This is a genomic window from Pseudomonas sp. Z5-35 (genome assembly GCF_051131945.1).
GTDB lineage: Bacteria > Pseudomonadota > Gammaproteobacteria > Pseudomonadales > Pseudomonadaceae > Aquipseudomonas > Aquipseudomonas marvdashtae.
This window is the reverse complement of the sequence record NZ_CP071640.1, coordinates 3,208,758-3,232,405: the sequence shown is the minus strand read 5'-3', so window position 1 is coordinate 3,232,405 and position 23,648 is coordinate 3,208,758. Positions and strand designations below refer to the sequence as shown.

Below are 23,648 nucleotides of genomic sequence, written 5' to 3'. Positions count from 1 at the left end.
GCAGTTGGCGGGATGACGAAAGTGCCCTGATCTTCACTGGCACAAGCAAACGCCGCTTTCGAGAGCAAACGATAAACCTGTGGCGAGGGAGCTTGCTCCCGCTGGGCTGCGCAGCAGACCCAAAACCATTCAGCAAGGTGTATCTGGATAATCGCAGGGTTGCATTTTACGGCCGCTGCGCAGCCGAGCGGGAGCAAGCTCCCTCGCCACGGGGGCATCGTTTTCTTTGAGTTCCGTAGCAAGCAGGCTCGCACAGGAAAAACGCAATCCCACCCAAACCAGGTCGGCTCTAAGGCCGCCTCGCAGCGGACGTTGATCTCGGCGCCCCGTTAACCACGCTGGCCGAACGCAGGTATTGCGCAGTGGGCATCCCGGCATGGATGCCGGGATAGCCGCGCTGGCCCATGGATGGGCCTTCGCGGCGGGCCCACGGAGCAATGCCGGAGCGAGGGCACACCGAGCCGAGGCGAGGTGCCGAGTGGTGGGGCAAAAGCGCGTTGCTTACTTTCGCGCTCTTCGAAAGTGAGTCGCTGTAAAAGCGAAACCATAATCAGCCATCACCCAAAAAACGGATATACACCCACACCCAGCCACAAAGCAAAGCAACCACAGCCCCTCGGTATAGCCTGCCGTCCCACCCCAAAACTTCAGCATCCAACACCGCCCAAACCCCACTTTCAGCATCCTGCGCCGCAGCGTCTCCCTAGACTGGAACTACCTCGGAACAGGACACGACCATGCTCACACAACACCTGAAAGACCCCAGCCTGCTGGCGGAACTGGCCTATATCGATGGACAGTGGATCGCCGCCGACGATGGCGCCACCCTCGACGTCATCAACCCTGCCACCGGCCAAGTGCTCGCCCGCGTCCCTGCGATGCAAGGCAGCGAGACCCGGCGCGCCATCGAGGCCGCCGAGCGGGCCTGGCCGGCGTGGCGGGCGCGTCCGGCGGCGGAGCGGGCGGGGCTGTTGGAGCGCTGGTATCAAGCCATGATGGACAACTTCGACGACCTCGCGCTGATCATGACCTATGAGCAGGGCAAGCCGCTGAGCGAAGCCAAGGGCGAGATTCGCTATGGTGCCGGCTTCGTCAAATGGTTCGCCGAAGAAGCCCGCCGGATCTATGGCGAAACCATACCGGCCCCCAGCGGCGACCGTCGCCTGCTCACGCTCAAGCAACCGGTGGGTGTCTGCGCCGCCATCACGCCGTGGAATTTCCCCAATGCGATGATCACCCGCAAATGCGCGCCGGCCTTGGCGGCGGGGTGCCCGGTCATCGTCAAGCCTTCAGACCTGACGCCCTTGTCGGCGCTGGCATTGGCGGTGCTGGCCGAGCGGGTCGGGATTCCGGCCGGGGTTTTCAACGTCGTGACCGGTTTGCCCGCCGGTATTGGCGAGGAGCTGACCGGCAACCCCACGGTACGGAAGATTTCCTTCACCGGCTCCACGGCGGTCGGCCGGCTGCTGATGCGCCAGAGCGCCGAGCACATCAAGCGGCTGAGCCTGGAGCTGGGGGGCAACGCGCCGTTCATTGTGTTTGACGACGCGGACCTGGAGCAGGCCGTGGCCGGCATCATGCAAAGCAAGTTTCGCAACGCCGGCCAGACCTGTGTCTGCGCCAACCGTATCCTGGTGCAGGACGGTATCTACGAATGCTTCGCCGAGCGCCTGGTGCAAGAGGTGCGCAAGCTCAAGGTCGGCAATGGCCTTGAGGCCGATGTCATGATCGGCCCGTTGATCAACCCGGCGGCGGTGAGCAAGGTCGCCCGGCATATCGATGATGCGCTGAGCCAGGGCGCGCGATTGTTGTGTGGTGCGATTCCCCGGGGCGACAGCCAGTTTGTCGAGCCGACGGTGCTGGGCGACGCCCATGCCGGGATGCTGCTGGCCAACGAAGAAACCTTCGGCCCCGTTGCCCCGCTGATGCGTTTTACCACCGAAGATGAGGCATTGGCTCTGGCCAATGCCACGCCCTATGGCCTGGGCGCTTATTACTTCACCCAGGACCTGCGCCGTTCATGGCGGTTCGGTGAGGCGCTGGAGTTCGGCATGATCGGCCTCAATACCGGGATCATTTCCATGGAAGTTGCGCCCTTCGGCGGTATCAAACAGTCGGGACTGGGCCGCGAAGGCAGCAAGTACGGCCTGGATGAATACCTTGAAGTCAAAGCCTTCCACATCGGTGGGTTGTGATGCGGCCATCGTTTGAACGGACCCTTGGGAGTCATGATTGATGAGCAAACCCTTTCGAATCGCTGCGATTGCCGGTGATGGTATTGGCAGAGAAGTGCTGCCCGAAGGCCTGCGCGTGTTGGAGCAGGCCGCGAAGAAGTGGCAGTTGGACTTGAGCATTGAAGTGCTCGATTGGGCCCACTGTGATTATTACTTGGAGCACGGGCAGATGATGCCCACCGACTGGTTCGAGCAACTCAGGGGTTTCGACGCGATCTACTTCGGCGCCGTGGGTTGGCCGGACAAGGTCCCGGACCATATTTCCCTGTGGGGCTCGCTGCTCAAGTTCCGCCGCGATTTCGACCAGTACGTGAACATTCGCCCGGTGCGCCTGTTTCCAGGTGTGCCGTGCCCGCTGGCCGGACGAGAGGCGGGGGATATCGATTTCGTGGTAATCCGTGAAAACACCGAGGGTGAATATTCATCGGTCGGCGGCAAGATGTTCGAGGGCACCGAGCATGAGTTCGTCTTGCAGGAGTCGGTGTTCACCCGCCGAGGCGTCGACCGGATCCTCAAGTTTGCTTTCGATTTGGCCCAGGCTCGACCGCGCAAGCGCCTGACGGCGGCGACCAAGTCCAACGGGATCTCCATCAGCATGCCGTACTGGGATGAACGCACTGCGTTGATGGCCGAGCACTACCCCGAGGTGACCTGGGACAAGCAACACATCGACATCCTCTGCGCGCGTTTTGTCTTGCAGCCGGACCGTTTCGACGTGGTAGTTGCCTCGAACCTGTTCGGCGATATTCTCTCCGACCTGGGCCCGGCCTGCGCCGGAACCATCGGTATTGCGCCGTCGGCCAATCTCGACCCGGAGCGACGCTTTCCATCACTGTTCGAACCGGTGCACGGCTCGGCGCCAGACATCTACGGGCAGAACATCGCGAACCCGATCGCGATGATCTGGTCCGGCGCGCTGATGCTCGATTTCCTCGGCAATGGCGATGAGCGTTATCGCGCGGCCCATGACGGGATTCTCCAGGCTATCGAGCAGGTGATTGCCCAAGGGCCGATCACCCCGGACCTGGGCGGGCAGGGCTCGACCCAGGACGTCGGCAAGGCTATCGCTTCGGCGCTTTGAGGCCCTGGCGCACGATCGCCAGCCCATGTGGTCGTAACCTTCAGCGCATCCGTGCTTGAACGTTATGACACATGGAGACCCAATGAATCAGGGCGTCCCGAACACCGATACCAATCGTCGCCAATTGCTGCAGATCATCGCCGGGCTGTCTGACGGCGTGATCCTGGTGGAGGTCGACCAGACCATCGCCTGGGCCAACGAAGCCGCCTTGACCATGCACGGCGTCAAGGCACTTGAAGAGCTGGGTCGCAATGCCAAGGCGTACGCCAAACGCTTCAACCTGCGCTACCGCAACAATCATTCGCTGTCCGAGGAAAACTACCCGATCGCCCGCGTGGCGCGCGGCGATGAATTCAGTGACGTGCTGGTGGAAGTCACACCGGCGGCGGATCCGGATCGCACCTGGGTGCACCGCATCCGCGGCATGGTGCTGACCGACCGCAACGACGAACCGGAATACCTGGTGCTTATTCTCAGCGACGCCACCGAATGGGCCAGCGCTGAACAGCGTTTCGAGAAGACCTTCGGCGCCAACCCGGCGCCAGCGGTGATCTGCCGTCTGAGCGACCTGCGCTACATCAAGGTCAACGCGGGTTTCCTGGAAATGACCGGCTACAGTCGCGAGCAGGTGATCGGGCGTTCGGTGTACGAGTTGGATGTACTCGAGGCGGCCGAGAAGCGCGCCCTGGCCATCGAGCGGCTGGGGCAGGGCGCGACCATTCCGCAGATGCAGGCCGAGCTGCGATTGCCTGACGGCACCAACAAGCAGGTGGTTGTCGCGGGTCAGCCGCTGGACCTGCACGATGAAGATTGCATGTTGTTTTCCTTCATGGACATGGAACCACGACGCAAGGCGGAAACCGCACTGCGCCAGAGCGAGGAGCGTTTTGCCAAATCGTTCCGCCTGTCGCCGGTGCCGACCTTGATCTGCAGCGGTGAGCAGCAACTGCTGGAAATCAACGAGGCTTTTCTTCAGGCCAGCGGATACGCCAGCGAGGAACTGTTGGGCAAGACCGTGGAGGAAATCGGCTTTCTCGACAAGGACGCCGGGGCGGCGCTTTTTGCCCGACTGGAAAAGGCTGCCGCGGTGTCCAGCGTCGACGTCAAGGTGCATAAGAAAGGCGGGGAGCAGATCGATTGCGAAGTAGCCGCCGATACCGTACTCATCCAGGACAAACCGTGCTACTTGCTGGTGCTGATGAACATCACCGAGCGCAAGCGCTCGGAGCTGGAATTGGTGGCCGCCATCGAGGAAGTGATGAAGGACGCGTCATGGTTCAGCCGGACCCTGATCGAAAAACTGGCCAATGTGAAAAGCATCAACGCGCAGTCGCCGGCGACGTCTTTCACCGAACTGACGGCCCGGGAGCGTGATGTGCTGGGGCTGATTTGCGAGGGACTGGCGGATAAGGAAATTGCCGCGCGTTTGAAGTTGGCCCCCAATACCGTGCGCAATCATGTGGCGACTCTCTATTCGAAACTCGACGTCCACAGCCGCAGCGAGGCGATTGTGTGGGCGCGGGAACGCGGCTTGTTCGCCAACGAATGGCGGATGAAGGCACCATGATAGCCAGTGCAAATGCACCTGGCGTACTGGTGCAAATACGGGTTTTGCTCGGGCTGTAACGTCCTTAGGCTGAAGGGTGCAGCGTTCCAGTTGATGCCGCGTCCCCACGAAACAGTCAAGGAATACGCCACGATGTGCACTGAACCCTTCAAGATCGAGAACGACAGGACGTCTGCCCGAGCCATCAGGCCGGGATCGTCCACGGGTCATTTGCGCTTTCGAAGCTGAGGTGCACGCCATGACTCATCTGGCTCCCCTGCGCGCCCAACTCGAAAAAAGCTTTGCGCCACTGGCTTGCGAATGCAGCCTCAATGGCGATGGCACGCTCACCATCCGCCTGTATCACGAAGAAAGCGGCGAGGTTGACCTGGTGGTCAGCGGCATGAGCGTGGAAAGCATCCGATCTGAAGAAAGCCTGGCCAAGCTGATCGATGAACTGCGCTATGAGCTGTACAACACGCCGTTGCATCGCAGCGATCCGGCCTGAGTTATAGAGCGCATGATCAGAGCAGCGTCGCCCGACAATCGAGCACCAGGCGCGCGCCTCCCGACTCGCTGCGATCCACCTCCAGCGTGAACCCGTGCAAGCTGGCTATTGCGGCGACGATCGACAGGCCCAGGCCGAATCCGCCGTGCTGGCTGCTGCCCTCGGCGCGATAGAAACGCCGGAACACCGCCTTGCGTTCTGTCTCGGGGATACCGGGGCCGGAGTCGAGTACTTCGATGCGCGTGCTGTCGCCCTGATCGACGCCTCGCAGGATCACCTTGCCGCCCGGCGGGGTGAACTTGATCGAGTTGCTCAACAGGTTTGACACCGCTTCGAACAGCAAGGCGCGATCGCCGTTGAGCAAGGGCAGGCTGTCGGGTAATTCCAGGATGAAGACCAGTTCGCCTTCTTCAGCCAGTGGCAGGTAGAAGTCGTGCAATTCCTGCAACAGCGGCAACGGGTCGAGGCGCACGAAGCCAGAGCGGCGCTGTTGGTCCTCCAGCTCGGAAATTCGCAGCAAGCCGCGAAATCGCGCCATGAGCGTGTCGGTCTCGGCGATCACCTGGTCCATTTGCAGCGCTTCGGCAGAGCCGTCCGCCGCCTCTTGCTGGATGCGATAAAGCTGGGCGCGCAGGCGTGTCAGCGGTGTTCGCAGGTCGTGGGCGATGTTGTCGCACACGCCTTTGACTTCATTCATCAATCGTTCGATGCGGTCGAGCATCGCATTGACGATGGCGGCCAGCATGTCCAACTCATCGCGACGACTCGACAGCGGCAGGCGATGCTTCAGGTCGCCGGCGACGATTGCTTCGGCACTCGCCTGCAAGGCGCGAATGCGCCGCAGCGGACGGCGGCGCAGCAGATGCCAGCCGGCAACGCCTGGCAGGATGGTCAGCGACACGCCCCAGAACAAGGCGTGCAGGATGATCCGCGTCACCGCGAACAGCGAGCCGTTGTCCCGTGCCAGTACCAGCCAGCGACCGTCCTGGGTCCGGGTCGCTACCGCATCGCAGCTGTCGGACGGCACGCCTGGATCGTCGGAATCGACGCAGCCACCGAGCATATGAATCTTGCCATCCAGGGGCAGGTCGGCGGGGATGCGCAGGATCGGCCCGCTCAAATGGCGCAGTTGCGGGTCGAACAGGCCGTAGGCGTCGACGCCGCGCTCATCCAGGGTCAGGCTGGCCATCAGCGCGTCTTCCAATTGATCGCCGTGGATGCGGGCAAACAGGTGCTGGCGTTGCATCAGCGAATGCTTGGCGAGGCTGTCGAGGTAGCCGAATACCTCGTAATACATCACCCCCATCAGGATCGCGCTCCAGATCACGAACAGCGCACTGTAGAGCGCCAGCAGGCGGCTGCTGGAGGAGCGCCAGCCCTTAGCGGGGTTCAGCAATGACATAACCGGAACCTCGTACCGTGCGGATCAGCGGTTCCAGGCCCGGCGGGTCGATTTTCTTGCGCAGACGACCGATGTGGACATCGATCAGGTTGGTGCCCGGGTCGAAGTGATAACCCCAGACTTCCTCGAAAATCATCATGCGCGAGAGGATCTGGCCGCTGTTGCGCATGAGAAATTCCAGCAGCTTGTACTCGGTGGGCAGCAGGCTCAGCAATTGGCTGTTACGGCTGGCTTCGCGGCTGATCAGGTTCAGCTCCAGGTCCGCCACCCGCAGCACGGTTTCCGGTTCGCGGGCGCCATTGTTGCGCCGCAGCAGCACTTCGACGCGGGCGGCCATCTCGTCAGTGGCAAACGGCTTGGTCAGGTAATCGTCGCCGCCAGCGCGCAGGCCGCGCACGCGTTCGTCGACATCGGAAAGGGCGCTGATCATCAGGATCGGCGTGGCCACGCCCATGGTCCGCAACGTGGTGACGATCACCAGACCGTCGAGCTCGGGCAGCATGCGGTCCAGGGTGATCAGGTCGTAGTCCCCGCTGACGGCCCGTTCCAGGCCTTCGCGGCCATTGTCGACCCAATCGACGTCCAGGCCGTTGCGGGTCAGTTCGGCGACGATCTCACGGGCGGTCACGGCGTCGTCTTCGATGGTCAGGATGCGGTTCATGGGCAGTTCCGGATGAGGAAATTGGAGCGACTGCGCAGCATTCTGCCAAATAATACCTGTCGGCTTTCTGAAAAAAACTTCATGGGAGACGACATAGGGATTTACTGGCCTGGATCAACACTTCGTCACAAATATTCCCTAACGTTGTTCCGGCACGCACCAGCATGCTGCGTCCGCCGCCCCGTTTTGGCGCGCAGTCGCTGGCGGGGCAATGACGCCGGGTAGTAATGGCTTTCCGCAAGGAGCCGAGGCCTACTGAACTATCAAGGAAGTGCAGCACGATGCAACCTCAAGAACTCATACACCGACACTACGATATCCAGCCGTTGAAACAGGCCGACATGACCGTGCGCCTGGACGGGCAGACGGTCAATGCCGCTCAAGGCGAAACCGTGCTGACCGTGATCCAGGCCGTGGGGCGGCGCCAGGTGGCGCGCAACGACCATGGCCAGATCAGCGGGGCCTACTGCGGCATGGGCGTCTGCCAATGCTGCCTTGTCAAGATCGACGGCCGTCACAAGCGTCGCGCTTGCCAGACCCTGGTGCGACCCGGCATGCAGATCGAAACCCGGGCCAACCGCATTGCCGAGACGGAGGCGCCATGAACCTCGATCCAGTGATCGTCGGCGGCGGGCCGGCGGGCATGGCGGCAGCCATCGAGCTGGCCTCCCACGGGGTTCGCTGCACGTTGCTCGAGGAAGCACCGCGCCTGGGGGGGGTGGTGTATCGCGGGCCGCTGCGCGATGGTGTGCGCCTGGACTACCTGGGGCCTCGTTACAGCCAAGCGCTGGAGAAACTCCATGGGCAATTCCAGCGTCACGCCGACTTGATCGACGTGCGATTGGGCAGCCGTGTCATCGGCGCCGAAGGTTTCCGGGCTCTGATGCTGCTGGACGCCGACGAGCGGCTGCGTGAGGTTGCCTATTCGCAATTGATCCTGGCGGCCGGTTGTCATGAGCGCAGCGTGCCGTTCCCGGGCTGGACGCTGCCGGGCGTGATGATGCTCGGCGGCCTGCAGTTGCAGATCAAGAGCGGGGTGGTAAAACCGCCAAGCCCGGTCGTCATTGCGGGGACCGGACCGCTGCTGCCGCTGGTGGCTTGTCAGCTGCACGCGTCGGGCGTCGCCGTGGCGGGTGTCTACGAGGCCTGTGCCTTTGGCAAGATTGCCAGGCAGAGCTTGGCTTTGTTGAACAAGCCGCAGCTGTTTCTCGATGGATTGGGCATGCTGGCCTATCTCAAGCGGCATCGCATTCCCGTGCGTTACGGTTGGGGCGTGGTGCGGGCCCAGGGCGAAGGGGAGTTGAGCAATGTAACCGTAGCGCCCTATTCCGGTGATTGGGCGCCGGACCTCGCGCGCGCCGAACAGGTGCCGGCCCAGACACTGGCGGTCGGGTATGGGTTTATCCCGCGCACCCAATTGAGCCAGCAGATGGGGCTTGAGCATGGCTTCAGCGAGGACGGCTACCTGCGAGCCGTGTCCGATGCCTGGCAGCGCGGCAGCGAGGCCCATGTTCATCTGGCGGGCGACATGGGCGGGATTCGCGGCGGTGAAGCCGCCATGCTGAGCGGGCGCATCGCGGCGCTGTCGGCTTTGGTGCAACGCGAGGTCCTGGATGCGCCCGCGGCTCTGAAGCAGCGCGAGCGTTACCAAGCGCAACTGGATCGGATTATCCGCTTTCGCGCCGCTGTCGATCGCTACACCCGACGCGGGGCCGGGCAAACGACGCTGCCGAGCGCCGATACGGTGATCTGTCGCTGCGAACATGCCACGCGCGCCGACATTGATCGCGCCTTGGAGCAGGGCGTGCAAGACATGGCCAGCCTGAAAATGCGAACCCGCGTGAGCATGGGCGATTGCCAGGGGCGCATGTGTGTCGGCTATTGCTCCGACCGGTTGCGCGAAGCCACCGGGCGCGCCGATGTGGGCTGGCTGCGGCCGCGTTTCCCCATCGATCCGATTCCTTTTTCAGCGTTCCAGAACGTCGCCATGGAGGCCGTTTCCGATGACTAGACACTATGACGTAGTGATTGCGGGTGGAGGTGTGATCGGCGCTTCCTGTGCCTATCAGCTGTCCAAACGCAGGCACCTGAAGATCGCCCTGATCGATGCCAAGCGCCCCGGCAACGCCACCCGCGCATCGGCCGGTGGCCTGTGGGCCATCGGCGAATCGGTGGGCCTGGGTTGCGGGGTGATTTTCTTTCGCATGATGTCGGCCAATCGCAAGCGCCAGGCCCAGGGCGCCGCCGTGGCGGTGGATGCCAGCACACCGCACATTTTACCCGCCTCGTTTTTCGATTTCGCCTTGCAGTCCAATGCGCTGTACCCGCAGTTGCACCGCGAGTTGATCGACCGCCATGGCATGGATTTCAAGTTCGAAGAGACCGGGCTCAAGTTTGTGATCTATGACGATGAGGACCGCTTGTACGCCGAGCACATCGTTGCTTGCATTCCTCATCTGGCCGATCAGGTGCGTTGGCTCGACCAGGCCGCCTTGCGCGAGGCCGAGCCGAATGTCAGCCATGAGGCCCGCGGCGCGCTGGAGTTCCTGTGCGACCACCAGGTCAGCCCGTTCCGCCTGGCCGATGCCTACACCGAGGGCGCACGGCAGAACGGCGTCGATATGTTCTTCAACACTAACGTGACTGAAGTCTTGCGTAGCGGGACTCGGGTGACGGGCGTGAAGACCGCCGAGGCCGGGACGTTCAGTTGCCAGACCCTGATCAACGCCGCCGGGGCCTGGGCCGCGGATCTGAGCGAGCAGGCCACGGGCGTGCGGATTCCAGTCAAGCCGGTCAAGGGCCAGATCCTGCTGACCGAGCGCATGCCAAAGATCCTCAAGGGCTGCCTGACCACCAGCGATTGTTATGTGGCGCAGAAAGACAACGGCGAAATCCTGATCGGCAGCACCACGGAGGACAAAGGCTTCGACGTGACCACCACCTACCCCGAGATCGAAGGCTTGGTGCAAGGTGCGGTGCGTTGTATCCCGCAGCTGGCCGACATCAACTTGAAACGCACCTGGGCCGGCCTGCGTCCCGGCTCACCCGATGAGCTGCCGATCCTGGGGCCGATGCGCGGCGCGCAGGGTTACCTCAACGCTTGCGGACATTTCCGCACCGGCATCCTCACCTCGGCCATTACCGGCGTGCTGTTGGATAAACTGGTGAACGACGAACCGTTGCCGCTGGACATCACACCGTTCCTGGCGGATCGGTTCGAGATGACTGCCGAGAAGAAGGCAATGGCGTTGGCCTGAAAATGCCGATGGGAGCGCAATGCGGTTCATTTAAGAAGAATGATAGGCCTGCGCAGCAGTCGTAAATCCGGCTGGCAGAGTTCACCTGTTGCACCGCGGTGCCTGGTTTTAGGGTGACTGCGTCACCCAGCGGGAGCAAGCTCCCTCGCCACGGGATTGCGTTCGGTCTTTAAGTTCGTGGCATGGCAATCCCTTGTGGCGAGGGAGTGCTATTCCGATTGGTGGGAGTGTGTCAGCGACATGTTTCCCCAGAGGGTACACAGGGTTTGGGACGCACAGGCTTCTGTGGCGAGGGAGCTTGCTCCCGCTCGGCTGCGCAGCAGTCGTAAATCCGGCTGGCAGAGTTTACCTGTTGCACCGCGGTGCCTGGTTTTAGGGTGACTGCGTCACCCAGCGGGAGCAAGCTCCCTCGCCACGGATTTGTCGATCGCCCTAAGTGAACAGCATTACGATGGGAGCGGGCTTGCTCGCTCCCATCGGTTATTCCATCGGCGTGCTGACAAACGCCTCCAGCCCTTCGGCATAGACGGTAAACGCGCTGATCTGCGGGAACGCCTTGCCTTGCACCTGATCAGCGACCAGCAGATTGGTGAAGCTCCACGCCACCGCGACGGTAATACCGGCCTGATCGAGCGAGCCATCGGTGGGCAGCGGCTGTTTCTCCAGGGCCTGTTCCAGCGCCTCGTAGGCTGCGAGCAGCTGGCCCGATACCCGCTCGACCCACGGCGCGTGCTGGATTTCCGTCGGTCGCAGCGTGCGTTCGTAATAGATCTGCACCGACTTCTCGCACGCCGCCAACGCCAAGCCGATCAGCTGAAGCGATCGCAACCGTTGCCCTGGCTCGGTCGGCATCAGGCTGTTTCCGGGGCCGGCCAAGGTCTCCAGATAGTCGATGATCAAGGTGGAATCCATCAGCACCAAGCCATCGTCGAGCAGCAGGGTCGGTGCCTTGACCACCGGATTGATGCTCTGGAAGTGCTGGAAGTGCCTGAACACCGAGACCGATTCATGTTCGAGGACAATTCCCAGGCGTTTGGCGGAAATGGCGACGCGTCGCACATAGGGCGAGTCCAGCATGCCGATCAGTTTCATGGATCCTCCTTCAGCGGTTTGTCAGGTCAGGATCAATCCTCGAACCCGACCTGTTCATGGATTTCATCGACCTTGAGTTCCAGCCGGTACGCCACGGCAATGAACAATGCCTGGCACAGGCACAACGTGGCACTCAAGGAACGGAACGCGAACGAGCTGCCTTCATTCACCAGCAAGACCGCGTTGGCCCGCTTGGCCAGGGGCGACAGGTTGCTGTCCGTGATGATCAGCGTCTTGGCCTGGTGATGCTGGGCGATGCGCAGGCAATGCTGGGTTTCCTTGCCGTAGGGCGTAAAGCTGATGGCGATGACCAGGTCGTTGGCCCGCACGCTGCGCATCTGCTCGCGATAACTGCCGCCCAGGCCGGAGACCAGATGAATGCGCTTGTTGGTGTGTTGCAGGTTGTAGACCAGGTAATCGGCCACCGCGAATGAGCGGCGTACACCGACGACGTAGATGTTATCGGCGTTGACCACCAGATCGACGGCCTTTTCGAACGCTACGTCGTCCAGCTCCAGCCCCAGGCGCTCGATGCCCGACAGCGTGGCATTGACGCATTCGCGTGCCAGGTCGCCGGCGCTGGCCTTCTGCGATTTGTTGGCGATCATGCTGCGAATACGTTGCTGGTAGTTCTGTACCGGCGTGGTCTTGTGGGTGTACGCCTCGCGAAACAGCGCCTGCATTTCGCTGAAGCCGCTGAAGCCGAAGCGTTGCGAAAACCGGACGATGGCCGACGGGTGTACTTCGCACTCCCGGGCGATGTCGCTGATGCGGTCGACCATGATCCGGTCGCTTTGCTGGCTCATGTAGCTGGCGATGCGTTTGAGCTGGCGCGGCAGGCTTTCGTATTCCTCGGTAATCAGTTGCAACAGCCGCTCGGCGTTGACCGGTGGGCTGGGGAGGGCGGCTTCGGACGCGCTCTCGGACGGCGCCGGCAGATCGGGGCGGGTCATAGAAAATCCTTCTGGCTTGTTCTTATAGGGCACCCCGGAAAACGGGTAGGCCCTCGACAATAGGTTGGCTGGTGGCAGTCTACAGCGTAGGCGCTGGGAAAATCAGCGGCAGACGAGGTTGTAACACCTGCTGAAACGATGCACTGCGTCTGGCCCGGTTGACCAATAGCGTATTGGAAAAAATATTCCACATAAAAAATTTATGGAATAAATATTGATTATTGCCGCTCGCTCGTTTTAGTCTGCTTCCAACAAAGCGTTGGCGTCGGTTCCGGCGCCAAGCGCAGGCTGATAAAAATAACAGGAGCCAGCATGGGCCAGACTCGTTTTGCCAGTGGGCGTCAATTGGATGTGATCTGCCTGGGACGTTTGGGCGTCGATCTCTACGCGCAGCAAATCGGCGCGCGCCTGGAAGATGTCAGCAGTTTTGCCAAATACCTCGGCGGCTCATCTGCCAACATCGCCTTCGGCACGGCCCGCCTGGGACTCAAGTCGGCGATGCTCAGCCGGGTAGGCGATGATCACATGGGGCGCTTCCTGGTCCAGTCCCTGGCGCGCGAAGGGTGTGATGTCAGCGGCATAAAAGTCGATCCTGAACGCCTGACGGCCATGGTCCTTTTGGGGATTAAGGACCGGGAAACCTTCCCCCTGGTGTTCTACCGGGAAAACTGCGCGGACATGGCGCTACGGGCCGCAGACATCGACGAAGCCTTCATTGCGTCCAGCAAGGCGCTGCTGATCACCGGCACGCATTTCTCCACCGAAGGCGTCTACGACGCCAGCATCCAGGCGCTGGACTTTGCCGAGAAACATCAGGTCAAGCGCGTCCTCGACATCGATTACCGCCCGGTGCTCTGGGGCTTGGCGAGCAAGGCCGATGGGGAAACCCGTTTTGTCGCCGACCGCAAAGTCAGCCAACACGTCCAAGGCATCCTGCCGCGTTTCGACCTGATCGTCGGCACCGAAGAAGAGTTTTTGATTGCCGGCGGCAGTGAAAACTTGCTGACCGCGCTGCGCACCGTACGCTCGCTGACGGCGGCCACCCTGGTGGTCAAGCTCGGCCCGCAGGGTTGCACGGTGATCCACGGCGAGGTTGCGAACCGACTGGAAGACGGCGCCCTTTACCCCGGCGTGCGGGTCGAGGTGTTGAACGTACTCGGCGCGGGTGACGCGTTCATGTCGGGCTTTTTGGCCGGTTGGCTGGAAGACGCCAGCGACGAGCGCTGCTGCCAATTGGCTAACGCCTGTGGCGGATTAGTGGTGTCGCGCCACGCCTGTGCCCCGGCCATGCCGACCCGGGCCGAACTCGAGTATCTGTTCGACAGCCCGGTGCCAATCACCCGTCCAGACCAGGACGCCGTATTGCAACGGCTGCATCAGGTCAGCGTGCCGCGTAAGACCTGGAAACAACTGTTCGTTTTTGCCTTCGACCATCGTTGGCAGTTGGTGGAATTGGCCCAGAAGAGCGGGCGCGACCTCGACAGCATCGGCCAGCTCAAGCAACTGTTCATCCAGGCCGTGGAGCGGGTCGAGGCCGACCTGCAACGCCAAGGCATCGACGCCGACGTCGGCCTGCTGGCCGACCAGCGTTTTGGCCAGGACTCGCTGAACGCCGCCACCGGACGCGGCTGGTGGGTAGCGCGTCCGGTGGAAGTCCAAGGCTCGCGGCCGCTGGCGTTCGAGCATGGACGGTCGATCGGCAGCAACCTGATCGCTTGGCCGCAGGAACAAATCATCAAGTGCCTGGTGCAATTCCACCCCGATGACGAGCCGCTGCTGCGACTGGAACAAGAGGCGCAACTGATGGGCTTGTACAAAGCCTCCCAGGTCAGCGGCCATGAATTGCTGCTGGAAGTCATTCCGCCCAAGGACCACCCCTCGGCCCATCCGGATGTGCTCTATCGCGCGCTCCAGCGCCTCTACAACCTGGGGATCTTTCCCGCGTGGTGGAAAATCGAAGGCCAGACTGCCGAAGAGTGGAAGCAACTCGACGAACTGATCCAGGCGCGTGACCCGTATTGCCGGGGTGTGGTGCTGCTGGGCCTCAATGCGCCCGCCGCCGCGCTGGCCGAAGGTTTTCGGCAAGCCAGCCAAAGCACCACGTGCCGGGGTTTTGCCGTGGGCCGGACGATTTTCCAGGAGCCGAGCCGGGCCTGGTTGGCCGGGGAAATCGATGATGAAACGCTGATTCGGGACGTGCAGGGCAGGTTTGTGGAATTGATCGAGGCCTGGCGCAGCGCCCGTGCTTGATGACTGCGCAGGTTTTTGTGGCGAGGGAGCAAGCTCCCTCGCCATAGGTGATCGGTTGAACATTAGAGAAAACAACAAAAAAGGTGCAGCCATGCCCGCTATTCGAATTGGCATCAACCCGATTTCCTGGAGCAACGACGACTTGCCGTCCCTGGGTGGCGAGACGCCGTTGAGCACGGCGCTGAGCGAAGGCAAGGAAATCGGTTACGAAGGTTTCGAGCTCAACGGCAAATTTCCCAAGGATGCCAAGGGCGTCGGTGACGTGTTGCGTCCGTATGATCTGGCGTTGGTCTCCGGCTGGTACTCCAGCCGCCTTGCGCGACGTTCGGCGGCCGAGGAAATCGACGCGATTGCCAGCCATGTCGAGCTATTGGCGCAGAACGGCGCGACGGTGCTGGTCTACGGCGAAGTGGCGGACTCCATCCAGGGCCAGCGCATCCCGTTGATCGAACGGCCGCGCTTTCATACCGATCAGGCCTGGCAAACCTACGCCGACAAGTTGACCGAACTGGCGCGCTTCACCCTGTCCCAAGGCGTGCGCCTGGCGTATCACCACCATATGGGTGCCTACGTCGAATCACCTTCGGACATCGACAAACTCATGGCCTTGACCGGCAGCGAGGTCGGTCTTTTGTTCGACTCGGGCCATTGCTACATGGGCGGCGGCGAACCGTTGCAGGTCCTGCGCAAACACATCGAACGCATCTGCCATGTGCACTTTAAGGACGTGCGCAAACCTGTCGTGCAACTGGCGCGCAATAATCTCTGGAGCTTTCCCGACTGCATCATCAACGGCACCTTCACCGTGCCGGGGGATGGCGACATCGATTTCGCCGCGCTGCTGGACGTCCTGCTGGCCGCCGATTACCAAGGCTGGCTGGTGGTGGAAGCCGAGCAGGACCCGGCGGTTGCGCCGAGTTATGTCTATGCGAAAAAGGGCTACGACACCCTGCGTGCCCTGTTGCAAGAGAGGACTGCGCCATGAGCCTGCTGATCAAGAGCAATCCCAGTGATCGAACCATGGTCGAACTGCCGCGCGATGCATTGGAATACGTCGGTTTCGCCGCCTACCGCTTAAGCCTTGGCGAGACCCTGCCGGTGGCTGCCGGTGACCAGGAACTGTGCGTGGTGTTGCTCAGCGGCCGCATGAACCTCAAGGGTGAAGCGCCGGGGCAGGGCGCCTTCGATTGGGACAACCTCGGCGATCGCCAATCGGTGTTCGAGGACAAGTCGCCCTACGCCGCTTACCTGCCGCCCGGCAGCCAAGCCCAGGTCACCGCGTTGAGCGATGTGCAGGTGGCGGTGTGCGCAGCGAAGGGTGCGGCCTCGAATGAATACGGCCCACGGTTGATCCGGCCCGAGAGCATGAAGCGCAGCGTCCGTGGCAAGGGCGCCAATACCCGTTACGTCTGCGACATCCTGCCCGACAGTGAACCGGCCCATTCGCTGCTGGTGGTGGAAGTGCGCACACCGTCGGGGCACTCGTCCAGCTATCCGCCGCACAAGCACGACACCGACGATTTGCCGCACCAGAGCTTTCTCGAAGAAACCTATTACCACCAAGTCAACCCGTCCCAGGGCTTCGTGTTCCAGCGGGTCTACACCGACGACCGCAGCATCGACCAGGCCATGGCCGTGGAGAACAGCGACCTGGTGGTGGTGCCCAAGGGCTACCACCCGGTCAGCGTGCCTTATGGATACGAGTCCTATTACCTGAACGTCATGGCCGGTCCGAAGCGGGTCTGGCAGTTCCATAACGATCCGCAGCACAGCTGGCTGCTCGACCTCTGACCCACAGAATCCGCACGGAGAACACGCACCATGAGCGACACCCCGGTAATAGGCCATTACATCAACGGCCGCGTGCAGGACAACGACGCCGCCCGGTTCAGCAATGTCTTCAACCCCGCCACCGGCGCGGTGCAGGCTCGGGTGGCGCTGGCCGAACCGGGAACCGTCGAGGCGGCGGTGGCATCGGCGCTGGCCGCGTTCCCGGGCTGGTCCGAGCAGTCGTCGTTGCGCCGCTCGCGCGTCATGTTCAAGTTCAAGGAGCTGCTGGACCGTCATCATGACGAACTGGCGCAGATCATCAGCCGCGAACACGGCAAGGTGCTGTCCGACGCCCACGGCGAAGTCACCCGCGGCATCGAGATCGTCGAGTACGCCTGCGGTGCGCCGAGCCTGCTCAAGACCGATTTCAGCGACAACATCGGCGGCGGCATCGACAACTGGAACCTGCGCCAGCCCCTGGGCGTGTGCGCCGGCGTAACGCCATTCAATTTTCCGGTGATGGTGCCGTTGTGGATGATTCCCCTGGCGCTGGTCGCCGGCAACTGTTTCATCCTCAAGCCTTCGGAGCGCGACCCGTCCGCAAGCCTGCTAATGGCCCGCTTGCTGACCGAAGCAGGCCTGCCGGACGGGGTGTTCAACGTCGTCCAGGGCGATAAGGCGGCGGTGGACGCGCTATTGCAGCACCCGGACATCGAGGCGATTTCCTTTGTCGGTTCCACGCCCATCGCCGAATACATCCACCAGCAAGGCACCGCGAACGGCAAGCGCGTACAGGCCTTGGGCGGGGCGAAAAATCACATGATTGTCATGCCCGACGCTGACCTCGACCAGGCGGCGGATGCGCTGATCGGCGCGGCCTACGGTTCGGCCGGCGAGCGCTGCATGGCGATTTCCATTGCCGTGGCGGTGGGCGAGGTCGGCGATGAACTGATCGCTCGCCTGCTGCCGCGTATCGACCAGTTGAAGGTCGGCAACGGCCAGCAACCTGGCACCGACATGGGCCCGCTGGTGACGGCCGAGCATAAGGCCAAAGTCGAAGGTTTCATCGACGCTGGCGTGGCCGAAGGCGCTCGCCTGATTGTCGATGGTCGCGGCTTCAAAGTACCGGGGGCCGAGCAGGGATTTTTTGTCGGGGCGACGCTGTTCGACCAGGTCACTGCCGAGATGAGCATCTACCAGCAAGAGATTTTCGGCCCGGTGCTGGGGATCGTTCGTGTGCCGGATTTCGCCACGGCGGTGGCGTTGATCAATGCCCATGAATTCGGCAACGGCGTGTCGTGTTTCACCCGCGACGGCGGCATCGCCCGGGCGTTTGCCCGCAGCATCAAGGTCGGCATGGTGGGCATCAACGTGCCGATTCCGGTGCCCATGGCCTGGCATTCCTTTGGCGGCTGGAAGCGTTCGTTGTTTGGCGATCACCACGCCTACGGCGAGGAAGGCCTGCGCTTCTACAGTCGCTACAAGAGCGTGATGCAACGCTGGCCCGACAGTATCGCCAGGGGGCCTGAATTCAGCATGCCCACTGCCCAATAACCCATCTAATGAATGCCGGAGGGAGAACAACAATGAACAAGCCCCTGCGTTTTGCCTTGAACCGAATGGTTGCCCCGCGCCTGTCACTCCCGGCGTTCATCGACCTGGCCCTGGCGCTGAAAACCGACGCCATCGAGATTCGCAATGACCTGAAGGGCGTCGAGATCGAAGACGGCATGCCACCGGCCCGGGTCCGTGAGTTGTGCGAGGCACGCGGCATCAAGGTGTTGTCGATCAACGCCCTGTACCCCTTCGATGTGTGGAACGAGGAGCGCCGCACCCAGGCCGTGCGATTGGCTGACTACGCCCGCGAATGCGGCGCCGAGGGACTGGTGATGTGCCCGCTCAACGACCGCACCGACCCGCGCAGCGAGTCCGAGCGCGCGGCGGGGCTACGCACCTCGCTCAGTGAGCTGGCGCCGATCCTGCGCGCCTTTGGTATCTACGGCTTCATCGAGCCGCTGGGTTTCGAAGAGTGTTCGTTGCGGCACAAGCGCACGGCGGTGGAAGCGATCAAGGCCAGCGGCGGGCTGGATGTGTTCCGCCTGGTGCATGACACCTTTCATCATCACTTGGCAGGCGAAGAGGAATTTTTCCCTGACCTGACCGGGCTGGTGCACATTTCCGGCGTCGAGGATGCCCAGGCACCGTTGGCGACCATTCGCGACGGCCATCGGGTGCTGGTCGGCGAGGCCGACATTCTCGGCAACGCTGGGCAGATCGAAGCGCTGCGGGCCGCAGGTTATGAAGGCTATTTGTCCTTCGAGCCGTTTGCCGAAAGCGTCCATGAGCTGGCCGATATCCGCCAGGCGTTAGGGGCGAGCATGAACCACCTGAAAAGCTCCCAGGCCTGACGCGACTGCCAATCTGGCCGGGCTTTGCAGCGGGAACCGAAACCGAGCGCCGCCAGTTGCATTCCAGACCTGCAATCCAGAATAAGGTGCAAGCATGACCACAACACGACTGACCATGGCCCAGGCCCTGGTGAAATTCCTCGATAACCAGTACATCGAGGTCGATGGCGTACAGAGCAAGTTCGTCGCCGGGGTGTTTACCATTTTTGGCCACGGCAATGTGCTGGGCCTGGGCCAGGCGCTTGAACAGGACAGTGGCGACCTGGTGGTCCATCAGGGCCGCAACGAACAGGGCATGGCCCATGCCGCCATCGGGTTTGCCAAGCAGCACCTGCGGCGCAAGATCTACGCCTGCAGCTCATCGGTTGGCCCCGGCGCGGCGAACATGCTGACCGCCGCCGCAACCGCGACAGCCAACCGTATTCCGTTGCTGCTATTACCCGGTGACGTCTATGCCAGCCGCCAGCCGGACCCGGTGCTACAGCAGATCGAACAATTCCACGACCTGAGCATCAGCACCAACGATGCGTTCAAGGCCGTGAGCAAATACTGGGACCGGATCAATCGCCCTGAGCAACTGATGACCGCCGCGATCCAGGCAATGCGCGTGCTCACCGATCCGGCCGAGACCGGCGCGGTGACCCTGGCGCTGCCTCAGGATGTGCAGGCCGAGGCCTACGACTATCCGGATTACTTCCTGCAAAAACGCGTGCACCGCATCGACCGCCGCCCGGCCACCGAAGCGATGCTCGGCGATGCCCTGGCGCTGCTCAAGGGCAAGCGCAAGCCGTTGATCATCTGTGGTGGCGGCGTGCGCTATTCCGGCGCCAACGCCGCGCTCCAGGCCTTCGCCGAGCGCTTCGAGATTCCGTTTGCCGAGACCCAGGCCGGTAAAAGTGCCGTGGTCTCCAGCCACCCACTGAACGTCGGCGGCGTCGGCGAAACCGGCTGCCTGGCGGCGAACCTGCTGGCTAAGGAAGCGGACCTGATCATCGGCATCGGCACCCGCTACAGCGACTTCACCACCGCGTCGAAATGGCTGTTCCAGCACCCCGACGTGCAGTTCCTCAACCTCAACATCAGCCCGTGCGATGCCTTGAAGCTCGATGGCGTGCAACTGCTGGCCGACGCCCGTTCGGGCCTGGAGGCGTTGTCGGCCGGGATGGGCGACTATCGCGCCGAATGGGGCGGGCAGATCTTCGACGCCAAGGCTCAGTTGGATGCCGAGGTGGACCGGATCTATCAGGCAGACTTCAAGACCGAGGACTTCGTCCCGGAAATCAACGACCACATGGACCCAGCGGTGTTTCGCGAGTTCATCGAACTCACCGGCTCCTGCCTGACCCAGAGCCGCGTGCTGGGCACTCTCAACGAAACGCTCGGGGACGACGCGATCATCGTTGCCGCCGCCGGCAGCTTGCCCGGCGATTTGCAGCGCAGCTGGCGCAGCCTGGGCGTGAACACCTACCACGTCGAATATGGTTATTCGTGCATGGGCTATGAGGTGAACGCTGCCCTGGGGGTGAAACTCGCCGAGCCGGACAAAGAGGTCTATGCCTTGGTGGGTGACGGTTCCTACATGATGCTGCATTCGGAACTCGCCACTTCGATCCAGGAGCGCCGCAAGATCAACGTCGTGCTGCTCGACAACATGACGTTCGGTTGCATCAACAACCTGCAAATGGAACACGGCATGGACAGCTTCGGCACCGAGTTCCGCTTCCGCAACCCGGACACCGGCAAGCTCGACGGCGGTTTTGTGCCGGTGGACTTCGCCATGAGCGCGGCGGCCTACGGCTGCAAGACCTATAAGGTCAAGACCCTCGACGAGCTGCACGCAGCCTTGGCCGATGCCCGGCGCCAGACAGTCTCGACGCTGATCGATATCAAGGTCCTGCCCAAGACCATGATCCACAAATACCTGTCCTGGTGGCGGGTCGGCGTGGCGCAGGTCTCCACCAGCGCCCGCACCGACGCGGTCGCCAAGACCCTCAATGAACGACTGGCCAAGGCCCGTCAATACTGATTGCCCCAACACCTACATTAAGGAGTTCCACATGTCTTTGAAGCTGGGCGTCATCGGCACCGGGGCCATCGGCCAGGACCATATCCGTCGTTGCAGCCAGGCCTTGCTCAACAGCCAGGTCGTGGCGGTGACCGACATCAACCTCGCCCAGGCGGCGAAGGTGGTGGCCGACTTGAAGCTGACCGCCGAGGTCTACCCCGACGGCCACGCATTGATCAAGGCGCCGGACGTCGAGGCGATCCTGGTCACCTCCTGGGGGCCGAGCCACGAAGAATTCGTCCTGGCGGCCATTGCGGCGGGCAAGCCGGTGTTCTGTGAAAAACCCTTGGCTGTCACCGCCGAAGGCTGCCGCCGGATCGTCGACGCCGAAGTGGCCCACGGCAAGCGCCTGGTGCAGGTGGGTTTCATGCGCCCCTACGATGAAGGCTATCGAGCGCTCAAAGCGGTGATCGACAGCGGCCAGATCGGCGAGCCGCTGATGCTGCACTGCGCCCACCGCAACCCGAGCGTGGGTGAGAACTACAAGACCGACATGGCAATCACCGACACCTTGATCCACGAGCTGGATGTGTTGCGCTGGCTGTTGGCCGATGACTACGTGTCGGTGCAGGTGGTGTTCCCGCGCAAGACCAGCAAGGCCTTGGCGCACTTGCGGGACCCGCAGGTCGTCTTGCTGGAAACCGCCAAGGGCACGCGCATCGACGTCGAAGTGTTCGTCAATTGCCAGTACGGCTATGACATCCAGTGCGAAGTGGTGGGGGAGACCGGCATCGCCAAGCTGCCGGAACCGTCCCAGGTTCAGCTGCGCAGCGGCGCCAAGCTGTCCAATGCGATCCTGATGGACTGGAAAGACCGCTTCATCGCGGCCTATGACGTTGAGCTGCAAGCGTTCATCGACGGCGTACGCGCCGGGCTAGTGGGCGGGCCTTCGGCCTGGGACGGCTTCGCCGCGGCAGTAGCGGCGGATGCGTGTATCCAAGCGCAGCAGAGTGGCCAGATTGTGAAGGTCGAGTTGCCGCAGCGTCCTCGTTTCTACGGCTGATACATTCCTTCAGAACTTGCATAAGGGATTTTCATGCGAATCGGATTAGTAGGCTACGGCAAGGGCGGGCGCTTTTTCCACGCGCCGCTGATCAGCAGTCTGTCCGGGGCGACGTTCGTCGGCGTGGTGACCCGGTCCGCCGAGCGGCGCCAGCAATTGGCGGCCGACCATCCACGGGTACCGGCCTTCGACAGCTTGGCACAGTTGGTAGCGGCCGGCGTCGACGCGGTGGTGGTGTCCACGCCGCTGGAGGCGCGGCCGGCCGTGGTGCTGGAAGCCATCGAGCTCGGCGTGGCGGTGGTCAGCGACAAGCCATTCGCCCCCGACGCAACCCAGGCCGAAGCGATGGTGCTGGCCGCCGAACGGCGCGGCGTGCCGTTGAGCGTGTATCAGAACCGTCGCTGGGATTCGGATTTCCTCACCGTTCGCAAGTTGCTCGCCTCCGGCGCCCTGGGACAGGTCATTCGCTTTGAATCCAGCGTGGAGCGTTATTCGCCGTCCTCTGTGGGCAAGGGCAGCGGTGGCGGGTTTCTTCGCGACCTGGGTAGTCACTTGGTGGACCAGGCGCTGCAATTGTTCGGGCCGGTGCTCCGGGTCTACGCCGAGCTGGATTATCGACAGCCCGGCCAGGCCTACGACAATGGCTTTTTCCTCTCGCTGAGCCATGCCAACGGCGTGGTCTCGCACTTGAGTGGCAGTTGCTTGCAGAACGCGCCGCGGCCACGCTTTCGCGTCAGCGGCACGCAGGGCTGCTATACCGTCGAGGGCCTCGACGGGCAGGAAGCCCAGGCTTTGGCGGGATTGAGCCCGGCCACCGAGGGCGAGCGCTGGGGCGCCGAGGAACATCGGCGTTGGGGCTGGTTCGAACACGGCACCGAGCGCGAGCGCGTGTCCTCGGAGCGCGGTTGCTGGCTGGCGTTCTACCAGGGTTTTCAAGCCGCGTTGCAAGGCGCCGGGCCGCTGCCGGTGGAAGCCCGCGATGCCTTGGCGACCACCCAGCTTTTGGACGCTGCAAGGCAGAGCGCGGAGCAGGGTGAAGTGGTGATTTTATCTATGCCTGTCGGCCATGGAACAAAAAACTAATAAAATTCTAAAATTAGTTGATATGGAAAATATTTTCCAATAAAGTCGAATCCAGGTTACCGACAACCCTGTTCGCGTTTATCCAGGCCCGCCTTGAACGAACGACGAACTAAACAAAAACAAAAAACACAGCCAGGTACCGTCGATGAAAACCTTCAACCGCTCTGCGTTTCACCTGCCACTGCCCTTGCGCCTGTCCGCAATCCTTCCTTTGTTCGAATCCCTGTGCATCCAGCGCAAGGGCGCCGTGGTGTGTTGCATGCCCGGCGCGCCGATCGTGCGTTTACCGCGTTCCTGAATCCGTCACGCCTTATCCATAAAACCAACAAGAATGT

Annotated in this window: 20 protein-coding genes; 16 read left to right on the top strand and 4 right to left on the bottom strand. The window is 62.2% G+C overall.

Features of this window, described 5'->3' with window-relative positions; all coding sequences use genetic code 11:
* Positions 1-737 precede the first annotated feature (737 nt).
* The 4 genes from J3P95_RS14710 (at position 738) to J3P95_RS14695 (ending at position 5,369) form a co-directional block, all read left to right on the top strand.
* Complete coding sequence (locus J3P95_RS14710; RefSeq protein ID WP_434580783.1) at positions 738-2,195, top strand: NAD-dependent succinate-semialdehyde dehydrogenase; 1,458 nt, start codon at positions 738-740, stop codon at positions 2,193-2,195.
* Between the two features lie 40 nt (positions 2,196-2,235).
* Positions 2,236-3,315, top strand: coding sequence for a tartrate dehydrogenase (locus J3P95_RS14705; RefSeq protein WP_434557538.1), 1,080 nt, complete (start codon positions 2,236-2,238; stop codon positions 3,313-3,315).
* A gap of 82 nt (positions 3,316-3,397) precedes the next feature.
* The gene (locus J3P95_RS14700; RefSeq protein ID WP_434580785.1) at positions 3,398-4,882 is read left to right on the top strand and encodes a PAS domain S-box protein; all 1,485 of its coding nucleotides are present in this window, start codon (positions 3,398-3,400) and stop codon (positions 4,880-4,882) included.
* 238 nt (positions 4,883-5,120) lie between these two features.
* Positions 5,121-5,369 (top strand): DUF1652 domain-containing protein, encoded by a 249-nt coding sequence (locus J3P95_RS14695; RefSeq protein ID WP_434557536.1) that lies wholly within the window; start codon positions 5,121-5,123, stop codon positions 5,367-5,369.
* Between the two features lie 16 nt (positions 5,370-5,385).
* On the opposite strand, the gene J3P95_RS14690 is transcribed toward J3P95_RS14695, so the two are convergent.
* Both J3P95_RS14690 and J3P95_RS14685 read right to left on the bottom strand, forming a co-directional pair.
* Positions 5,386-6,771 (bottom strand): sensor histidine kinase, encoded by a 1,386-nt coding sequence (locus J3P95_RS14690; RefSeq protein WP_434580788.1) that lies wholly within the window; start codon positions 6,769-6,771, stop codon positions 5,386-5,388.
* A complete protein-coding gene (locus tag J3P95_RS14685) occupies positions 6,749-7,432 on the bottom strand; it encodes a response regulator transcription factor (protein WP_186640034.1) in 684 nt (227 codons plus the stop codon). Before J3P95_RS14685 ends, J3P95_RS14690 begins: the two co-directional genes overlap by 23 nt.
* A 281-nt stretch (positions 7,433-7,713) precedes the next feature.
* On the opposite strand from J3P95_RS14685, the gene hcnA reads away from it, so the two are divergent.
* Genes hcnA through hcnC form a run of 3 tightly spaced genes read left to right on the top strand, consistent with a single transcriptional unit; the run spans position 7,714 to position 10,689 of the window.
* The gene (gene hcnA, locus J3P95_RS14680) at positions 7,714-8,037 is read left to right on the top strand and encodes a cyanide-forming glycine dehydrogenase subunit HcnA (RefSeq protein WP_434557534.1); all 324 of its coding nucleotides are present in this window, start codon (positions 7,714-7,716) and stop codon (positions 8,035-8,037) included.
* Positions 8,034-9,443 (top strand): cyanide-forming glycine dehydrogenase subunit HcnB, encoded by a 1,410-nt coding sequence (gene hcnB, locus J3P95_RS14675; protein WP_434557533.1) that lies wholly within the window; start codon positions 8,034-8,036, stop codon positions 9,441-9,443. Before hcnA ends, hcnB begins: the two co-directional genes overlap by 4 nt.
* The gene (hcnC, locus tag J3P95_RS14670) at positions 9,436-10,689 is read left to right on the top strand and encodes a cyanide-forming glycine dehydrogenase subunit HcnC (protein WP_434557532.1); all 1,254 of its coding nucleotides are present in this window, start codon (positions 9,436-9,438) and stop codon (positions 10,687-10,689) included. Before hcnB ends, hcnC begins: the two co-directional genes overlap by 8 nt.
* A 480-nt stretch (positions 10,690-11,169) precedes the next feature.
* Here the strand turns inward: hcnC and J3P95_RS14665 are convergent, their stop codons facing one another.
* Both J3P95_RS14665 and J3P95_RS14660 read right to left on the bottom strand, forming a co-directional pair.
* On the bottom strand, positions 11,170-11,781 hold the full coding sequence (locus J3P95_RS14665; RefSeq protein ID WP_434557531.1) for a glutathione S-transferase N-terminal domain-containing protein: 612 nt from the start codon (positions 11,779-11,781) through the stop codon (positions 11,170-11,172).
* Positions 11,782-11,813: 32 nt separating this feature from the next.
* Entirely contained in the window at positions 11,814-12,734 is a 921-nt protein-coding gene (locus tag J3P95_RS14660; protein WP_434557530.1) for a MurR/RpiR family transcriptional regulator, read from the bottom strand.
* A 312-nt stretch (positions 12,735-13,046) separates the two neighbouring features.
* Here J3P95_RS14660 and J3P95_RS14655 point away from each other — a divergent pair, with 312 nt between their 5' ends.
* The 9 genes from J3P95_RS14655 (at position 13,047) to J3P95_RS14615 (ending at position 23,611) form a co-directional block, all read left to right on the top strand.
* Positions 13,047-14,984 (top strand): bifunctional 5-dehydro-2-deoxygluconokinase/5-dehydro-2-deoxyphosphogluconate aldolase, encoded by a 1,938-nt coding sequence (locus J3P95_RS14655; protein ID WP_434580791.1) that lies wholly within the window; start codon positions 13,047-13,049, stop codon positions 14,982-14,984.
* 91 nt (positions 14,985-15,075) lie between these two features.
* Positions 15,076-15,969, top strand: a complete 894-nt coding sequence (iolE, locus tag J3P95_RS14650) for a myo-inosose-2 dehydratase (protein WP_434557528.1) — start codon at positions 15,076-15,078, stop codon at positions 15,967-15,969.
* Positions 15,966-16,775: a 5-deoxy-glucuronate isomerase gene (gene iolB / locus J3P95_RS14645; RefSeq protein ID WP_434580793.1), complete on the top strand. Its 810-nt coding sequence runs from the start codon at positions 15,966-15,968 to the stop codon at positions 16,773-16,775. Before iolE ends, iolB begins: the two co-directional genes overlap by 4 nt.
* A 30-nt stretch (positions 16,776-16,805) precedes the next feature.
* A complete protein-coding gene (locus tag J3P95_RS14640) occupies positions 16,806-18,308 on the top strand; it encodes a CoA-acylating methylmalonate-semialdehyde dehydrogenase (protein WP_434580795.1) in 1,503 nt (500 codons plus the stop codon).
* 32 nt (positions 18,309-18,340) lie between these two features.
* On the top strand, positions 18,341-19,162 hold the full coding sequence (locus tag J3P95_RS14635; protein ID WP_434557525.1) for a TIM barrel protein: 822 nt from the start codon (positions 18,341-18,343) through the stop codon (positions 19,160-19,162).
* Positions 19,163-19,256: 94 nt separating this feature from the next.
* The gene (gene iolD, locus J3P95_RS14630; RefSeq protein ID WP_434580797.1) at positions 19,257-21,188 is read left to right on the top strand and encodes a 3D-(3,5/4)-trihydroxycyclohexane-1,2-dione acylhydrolase (decyclizing); all 1,932 of its coding nucleotides are present in this window, start codon (positions 19,257-19,259) and stop codon (positions 21,186-21,188) included.
* Between the two features lie 31 nt (positions 21,189-21,219).
* Positions 21,220-22,230 (top strand): Gfo/Idh/MocA family protein, encoded by a 1,011-nt coding sequence (locus tag J3P95_RS14625; protein WP_434580798.1) that lies wholly within the window; start codon positions 21,220-21,222, stop codon positions 22,228-22,230.
* A gap of 33 nt (positions 22,231-22,263) precedes the next feature.
* On the top strand, positions 22,264-23,313 hold the full coding sequence (locus tag J3P95_RS14620) for a Gfo/Idh/MocA family protein (RefSeq protein ID WP_434557522.1): 1,050 nt from the start codon (positions 22,264-22,266) through the stop codon (positions 23,311-23,313).
* 145 nt (positions 23,314-23,458) lie between these two features.
* Positions 23,459-23,611, top strand: a complete 153-nt coding sequence (locus J3P95_RS14615) for a hypothetical protein (RefSeq protein WP_434557521.1) — start codon at positions 23,459-23,461, stop codon at positions 23,609-23,611.
* The last annotated feature ends 37 nt before the right edge of the window (positions 23,612-23,648 follow it).

Coding starts and splice junctions, on each gene's coding strand:
- J3P95_RS14710 (WP_434580783.1), top strand. CDS start 738: ATGCTCACACAACACCTGAAAGACCCCAGCCTGCTGGCGGAACTGGCC.
- J3P95_RS14705 (WP_434557538.1), top strand. CDS start 2,236: ATGAGCAAACCCTTTCGAATCGCTGCGATTGCCGGTGATGGTATTGGC.
- J3P95_RS14700 (WP_434580785.1), top strand. CDS start 3,398: ATGAATCAGGGCGTCCCGAACACCGATACCAATCGTCGCCAATTGCTG.
- J3P95_RS14695 (WP_434557536.1), top strand. CDS start 5,121: ATGACTCATCTGGCTCCCCTGCGCGCCCAACTCGAAAAAAGCTTTGCG.
- J3P95_RS14690 (WP_434580788.1), bottom strand. CDS start 6,771: ATGTCATTGCTGAACCCCGCTAAGGGCTGGCGCTCCTCCAGCAGCCGC.
- J3P95_RS14685 (WP_186640034.1), bottom strand. CDS start 7,432: ATGAACCGCATCCTGACCATCGAAGACGACGCCGTGACCGCCCGTGAG.
- hcnA (WP_434557534.1), top strand. CDS start 7,714: ATGCAACCTCAAGAACTCATACACCGACACTACGATATCCAGCCGTTG.
- hcnB (WP_434557533.1), top strand. CDS start 8,034: ATGAACCTCGATCCAGTGATCGTCGGCGGCGGGCCGGCGGGCATGGCG.
- hcnC (WP_434557532.1), top strand. CDS start 9,436: ATGACTAGACACTATGACGTAGTGATTGCGGGTGGAGGTGTGATCGGC.
- J3P95_RS14665 (WP_434557531.1), bottom strand. CDS start 11,781: ATGAAACTGATCGGCATGCTGGACTCGCCCTATGTGCGACGCGTCGCC.
- J3P95_RS14660 (WP_434557530.1), bottom strand. CDS start 12,734: ATGACCCGCCCCGATCTGCCGGCGCCGTCCGAGAGCGCGTCCGAAGCC.
- J3P95_RS14655 (WP_434580791.1), top strand. CDS start 13,047: ATGGGCCAGACTCGTTTTGCCAGTGGGCGTCAATTGGATGTGATCTGC.
- iolE (WP_434557528.1), top strand. CDS start 15,076: ATGCCCGCTATTCGAATTGGCATCAACCCGATTTCCTGGAGCAACGAC.
- iolB (WP_434580793.1), top strand. CDS start 15,966: ATGAGCCTGCTGATCAAGAGCAATCCCAGTGATCGAACCATGGTCGAA.
- J3P95_RS14640 (WP_434580795.1), top strand. CDS start 16,806: ATGAGCGACACCCCGGTAATAGGCCATTACATCAACGGCCGCGTGCAG.
- J3P95_RS14635 (WP_434557525.1), top strand. CDS start 18,341: ATGAACAAGCCCCTGCGTTTTGCCTTGAACCGAATGGTTGCCCCGCGC.
- iolD (WP_434580797.1), top strand. CDS start 19,257: ATGACCACAACACGACTGACCATGGCCCAGGCCCTGGTGAAATTCCTC.
- J3P95_RS14625 (WP_434580798.1), top strand. CDS start 21,220: ATGTCTTTGAAGCTGGGCGTCATCGGCACCGGGGCCATCGGCCAGGAC.
- J3P95_RS14620 (WP_434557522.1), top strand. CDS start 22,264: ATGCGAATCGGATTAGTAGGCTACGGCAAGGGCGGGCGCTTTTTCCAC.
- J3P95_RS14615 (WP_434557521.1), top strand. CDS start 23,459: ATGAAAACCTTCAACCGCTCTGCGTTTCACCTGCCACTGCCCTTGCGC.